Raw genomic sequence first — 6,095 nt, 5'->3', positions numbered from 1 at the left:
GCCCTTCTTCACATATTGCTCGATGACCTTGCAGAGGCCCTCATTGAAAACAACGACGCGATGCCATTCGGTCTTTTCCTTGCGCTCGCCCGTATTCTTGTCGCGCCAGGATTCCGAGGTCGCAATGCGCAGATTGGCAATCGGCCGACCGTCCTGTGTGCGGCGGATTTCAGGGTCCGCGCCCACATTCCCAATCAGGATCACTTTGTTGACGCTGCCTGCCATAACTCTGTTCCTTCGCCGCAAGATCGCAATTTCAAGACTCGGTCGGCGGACCCTAAACCACCAGCCTCTACTCCGGAAGCCGCAAGCTGCCATCCGCCTCGATTTTGAATCCCGGATTCCATGCCACTTCCCAGGGATAGCCGTCAGGGTCGGCGAAATAGCCGCAATAACCGCCCCAGAAGACCTTTTGTCCCGGTTTCAGAATGCGCGCACCGGCGCGCTCCGCCTCGATGAGCAACGCATCGACTGCTTCCGGCGAATGCACGTTTTGCGCAAGCGTGATGCCGCCGAAACCCGTTCCCTCAGGCGGCAGGCATGCATCCTCCGCCAAGGCCGCCTTGCCGAACAAAGCGAGCGCCATGCCGCCAAGCTGGAAGAAGGCAGTGCTTTCGACGCTGGCGCTTGAGGCTTTCCAGCCCAGGGCTTCGTAGAAACGCCGGCTGCGGGCCACATCGGCGACGCCGAGGGTCACGAGGCTGATGCGCGGTTCCATTAACCATTCCATTTCAAATCATGTTCTCTTATTGTTCTCATATGGAGCGACTCAATGCAAGATGGGTCGAACCGCCCTATAAAATCTTTGGCGCCGCCCCTGCCCCGCACTTGAAGCGGCTTCGCGCGGCCTCCATACATGAGAGCAACAGACATGGCGCGGCCTGTCGCGCCAATCCCAGAGCTTAATCAAGGTTATTATGAGCGCCTCTGCCAAGAAGCCCGCCCGCTCTGCTGCCCGCGATCCACAAGCAAAGATGCTGACCGTTCGGGGCGCGCGCGAGCACAACCTCAAGAATATTTCGATCGAGTTGCCGCGTGACGAGCTGATCGTGATTACCGGCCTGTCGGGTTCGGGCAAGTCTTCCCTCGCCTTCGACACGATCTATGCCGAGGGTCAGCGCCGCTATGTCGAAAGCCTTTCGGCCTATGCGCGCCAGTTCCTTGAAATGATGCAGAAGCCGGACGTCGATCAGATCGACGGCCTGTCGCCCGCCATTTCCATCGAACAGAAAACGACCTCTCGCAATCCGCGCTCGACGGTCGGCACCGTCACCGAGATATACGACTATATGCGCCTGCTCTGGGCGCGCATCGGCGTTCCCTATTCGCCTGCGACGGGCCTTCCCATTGAGAGTCAGACGGTCACGCAGATGGTTGATCGCGTGATGGCGCTGCCGGAGGGAACGCGCCTCTATCTCCTTGCGCCGATGATCCGCGGCCGCAAGGGCGAGTACCGTAAGGAATTTGCCGAGCTGCAGAAAAAGGGCTTCCAGCGCGTGAAGGTGGACGGCACGTTCCACGAGATCGACGCGGTGCCTGCGCTCAATAAGAAGCTGAAACACGATATCGATGTCGTCGTGGATCGCCTCGTCGTTCGCGAGGATCTTGGCAACCGCCTTGCCGATAGTTTCGAGATCGCGCTCGGTCTTGCCGATGGCATTGCAACGGTTGAATTTGCCGACGCCAAGAAAGGCGCGGAGCCGGAACGCATCATTTTCTCGTCGCGCTTCGCGTGTCCGGTTTCGGGCTTCACGATTGACGAAATCGAGCCGCGCCTCTTTTCCTTCAACAATCCGTTTGGCGCCTGCCCCGTTTGCAGCGGCCTTGGCACGCAGCATTACATGGACCCCGATCTGGTGATCCCCGATCACGGTCTTTCGCTTCGCCAGGGTGCTGTCGCGCCGTGGTCGAAATCGACCTCGCCCTATTACACGCAGACGCTCGACAGCCTCGCCAAGCATTACAAGTTTTCGGTCACGGTGCCCTGGGCGCAGCTTCCAAAAAAAGCGCAGGACGTCATTCTGCATGGCTCGGGCGAAGAGCCGGTGACATTTGCCTATGACGACGGCATGCGTTCCTACAAGACGACGAAGCCGTTTGAAGGTGTGATCCCCAATCTCGAACGCCGCTGGCGCGAAACGGACAGCGCGTGGTCGCGCGAAGAGATCGAGCGCTTTCAGGGCATCACACGTTGCGATGAATGCGGCGGCTATCGCCTGAAGCCCGAAGCGCTGGCGGTCAAGATCAACAAGCTGCATATCGGCCAGGTCACGGAAATGTCGATCCGCGAGGCGGACCGCTGGTTCTCTGAACTGTCGCAGCATTTGACGCAGAAGCAGAACGAGATTGCCGGGCGCGTACTGAAGGAAATTCGCGAGCGCCTGCATTTCCTCAACAATGTCGGCCTTGAATATCTGACGCTGGCGCGCAACTCCGGCACGCTGTCTGGCGGCGAAAGCCAGCGCATCCGGCTTGCCTCGCAAATCGGTTCCGGTCTCACCGGCGTTCTCTATGTGCTGGACGAGCCGTCGATCGGACTCCATCAACGCGACAATGATCGCCTGCTTGAAACGCTGAAGCGTCTGCGCGATCTCGGCAATACGGTGATCGTGGTCGAGCATGACGAAGATGCGATCCGCGCCGCCGACCACGTTGTCGATATCGGTCCGGGCGCTGGCGTTCATGGCGGCGAAGTTGTTGCCGAGGGCACGCCGGAAGACATCATGGCAAATCCGGCCAGCCTGACCGGGCAATATCTTACCGGCATGCTCCAGATCCCCGTGCCCGCAAAACGGCGCGATGGCAACGGCAAGTCGCTGAAGATCACAGGCGCGAAGTCGAACAATCTTAAGAATGTCAGCGCCGAAATTCCGCTTGGCACCTTCACTTGTGTCACGGGCGTTTCAGGCGGAGGCAAATCCACGCTGCTGATCGAGACGATCTACAAGGCTGTGGCCCGGCGTCTCAACAATACGCGCGAGCATCCCGGCGCCTTTGACGAGTTGTTCGGCCTCGAACATCTCGACAAGATCATCGACATCGATCAGTCGCCCATCGGGCGCACACCGCGCTCGAACCCGGCAACCTATACCGGCTCGTTCACTTTCATTCGCGACTGGTTTGCCGAATTGCCGGAGTCGCGTGCGCGCGGCTACAAGCCCGGCCGTTTCTCCTTCAACGTGAAGGGCGGGCGCTGCGAGTCCTGTCAGGGCGATGGCGTCATCAAGATCGAGATGCATTTCCTGCCCGACGTTTACGTCGAATGCGACGCGTGTCACGGGCATCGCTACAATCGTGAAACGCTTGAAGTGAAGTTCAAGGGCAAGTCGATTGCGGACATTCTGGAAATGACCGTTGATGAGGCCGCCGATTTCTTCAAGGCCGTGCCCGCCGTGCGCGAAAAAATGGAAGTGCTTCAGCGCGTCGGCCTTGGCTACATCAAGGTCGGACAGCAGGCGACGACGCTTTCGGGCGGCGAAGCGCAACGCGTGAAGCTTGCCAAGGAACTGGCGCGGCGCGCGACGGGTCGCACCATCTACATTCTCGACGAGCCGACGACCGGCCTGCATTTTCATGATGTGGCAAAGCTTCTGGAAGTGCTGCATGAGCTTGTCGAGCAGGGCAACACTGTTGTCGTCATCGAACACAATCTCGAAGTCATCAAGACCGCCGACTGGATTCTCGATCTTGGTCCTGAAGGCGGCGATGGCGGCGGCGAGATCGTCGCGGCGGGTACACCGGAAGAGGTCGCCATGGAGCCGCGCAGCTATACGGGCCACTATTTGCGCGAACTCTTCAAACGGCGGCCCGGCCATGTGGCGGTTCCCGCCGCGAAACCGGCAAAAAAAGCAGCGCGCGCAAAGTAGGCGGGCCGTTCCCCCTGCCCGTCAAACCCCCTATAAAGGCCGGGTATAGGGGCTTGAATCGTATCTGGGGGCTAGATGGCCGGTTTTGATCGCCGCGAGTTTCTGAAGCTGTTTGCTGCGACGGCCGGATGTTTCGCGCTTTCAGCGTCGCCGGCCCCCTTTGTCTCGAGCCTCAACCGGGCCAGCGCCGCACCCGGCCTCTATTATTTTCCACAAGGTCTTGCCTCCGGCGATCCGCAGCCCGACGCGGTCATGCTCTGGACGCGCGTCGCGCCACTGGCCGGTGGCTCTGATGAGCCGCAGCCTTCCGCCAAGGCGCCGATCGATGTTTATGTGCAGGTCGCCGAGGATGAAGGTTTCACCAAGCTCGTCGTCGAACGTTTGCTGCGCGCCGATCCTGCGGCCGACCACACTATCCGCGTTCTGCTGCGTGGACTGAAACCCGATACCTATTATTACTATCGCTTCTTCGCGGGCAGCGACACTTCGCCCTTCATCGGTCGTACGCGCACAGCGCCGCCGCCCGGCAGCCGCCGCCCCGTGCGCTATGCATTTCTCTGCTGCCAGAATTACGAGCAGGGTTTTTTCAGTGCGCTCCGTCGTCTCGTGAATGACGACATTGCGGCAAAGCCTGAAGACCGCATCGAATTCGTGCTGCATCTGGGCGACTTCATCTATGAGCACACCGGCGACGTGCCCGAAGACGAGAAGCCTGCGCGTCTCATCGGGCCGATGCCCGACGGTTCAGCGCCATGGGTGCCGGACGGCACGCGCCCATGGTGGCAGGCCGGCGGCCAATCGCCCCAGACGCTTGCCGACTACCGTTTCCTCTATAAGACCTATCTGATGGATGCGGACCTTCAGGCCGCGCGCGCGCGTTTTCCGTTTATCCATACGTGGGACGATCACGAATTCACCAATGATTGCTGGCAGGCGCACGACACCTATTTCGGCGATGGCAGCCCTGCGCAGGTGCGCAAGCTCGCAGCCAATCAGGCGTGGTTTGAATATATTCCCGCCGTGCTTTCCGATGCGCCTGCCGTCGATGGCGTCAAATCCGCCGCGCATGATTTCCGGCCCGCCAAGGTTGCAAACACGCCGATGGGGACGACCGACGAAAATCTTCTGTATCAGGGTGCCGACAATCTCAAAGCCATTTCGAGCCTGACCATTTATCGCACCGTCTCATGGGGCGGCCTGCTCGATCTCGTCATCACCGATTTGCGCAGCTATCGAAGCGCGCCTGTGATGAGCGAAGACGTCAAGGCGTTGATCAAGGGCTCGCCCATGCCGCCTGTCCGCCTCGTCAAGCTGCTTGATGCAGGACGCACCGCGCAAGGCGGAAACCCGCCGGAAAAGCTCACCTATGCAGGGCGCGAATTGCCGAACCCGCGCCGCACCGCGCCGCCGGGAACGCATATGGGCGGCCCGCAAAAGGCGTGGTTCAAAGCCACGATGAAAAACTCGAAGGCGCGCTGGCGTGTCTGGGCAAACAGCGTTCCCGCCCTCTCCATGCGTCTCGATTTTTCCAATCTGCCTTTCGCCGCTCTCGAAACTGGTTATCTCGGTACGGATGGATGGCAGGGTTATCCCGGCGAGCTGCGCGAATTGATGGCTTTTCTGAAAGAGGAAAAGATCGTCAACGTTGTCTCTTGCGCGGGCGACTATCACACGCATGCCTCGGGCCTTCTCCCCGTCGATCCCGATGCGGAGAAGATCTCCTTTTCTGCCGTCGAATTCGTCACGACCGGGGTCAGCTCGGGGAGCATGTTCTCAGGCGCCGAGCGGGCATCGCGCCAAAGCGCTTTTTTCCGCCGGATGGTCCTCATCGAGGAAGACGGCAAGTTCATCGAGAACTTCAACAATACGGTCGTCAACGGTCTGCGCGCGGGCGTCATCACCAACTACACCAACTCGCCCAAAATCGGGGCCATGTTCCGCAATGAGCGCGCCAGTCCCGGCCTCTCTTTCGTCGACTCCAATTCGCATGGCTATGGGCTTGCGACCGTGACCGAAGACAAAATGACGATCGAGCTCGTAAATGTCGGCAGCGTATCGAACGACGCAGGGCCGCAGGGATCGTCCGTGTTGCGCCGCACGCGTTTCGAGGTCAAGCCCTGGGGTCCGGGTGAGGATCCGTCGCTCAGCGAGCCTGTTTTCGAGGGCGTGCCCTCCTTCCCGTTTACGGCCAGCACCACCTGACCCCTTGCCTTGCTCGTCTCACTGCCT

4 protein-coding genes are annotated in these 6,095 nt (G+C 60.1%); 2 read left to right on the top strand and 2 right to left on the bottom strand.

The features are described from left to right. Both ssb and WA943_RS06685 read right to left on the bottom strand, forming a co-directional pair. The coding region (ssb, locus tag WA943_RS06690) for a single-stranded DNA-binding protein (protein WP_424469080.1) at positions 1-225 on the bottom strand (225 nt) is incomplete at its 3' end. Between the two features lie 67 nt (positions 226-292). Then, positions 293-718, bottom strand: a complete 426-nt coding sequence (locus tag WA943_RS06685) for a VOC family protein (protein ID WP_424469079.1) — start codon at positions 716-718, stop codon at positions 293-295. Positions 719-917: 199 nt separating this feature from the next. Here WA943_RS06685 and uvrA point away from each other — a divergent pair, with 199 nt between their 5' ends. Together uvrA and WA943_RS06675 are read left to right on the top strand one after the other, a co-directional pair. Continuing rightward, positions 918-3,866, top strand: coding sequence for an excinuclease ABC subunit UvrA (gene uvrA / locus WA943_RS06680; RefSeq protein ID WP_424469078.1), 2,949 nt, complete (start codon positions 918-920; stop codon positions 3,864-3,866). A 75-nt stretch (positions 3,867-3,941) separates the two neighbouring features. Then, entirely contained in the window at positions 3,942-6,068 is a 2,127-nt protein-coding gene (locus WA943_RS06675) for an alkaline phosphatase D family protein (RefSeq protein WP_424469077.1), read from the top strand. The last annotated feature ends 27 nt before the right edge of the window (positions 6,069-6,095 follow it).

The sequence above is a fragment of the Parvibaculum sp. genome, assembly GCF_049651025.1.
Taxonomy (GTDB): Bacteria; Pseudomonadota; Alphaproteobacteria; order Parvibaculales; family Parvibaculaceae; genus Parvibaculum.
This window is presented reverse-complemented; position numbering and strand designations above follow the sequence as displayed.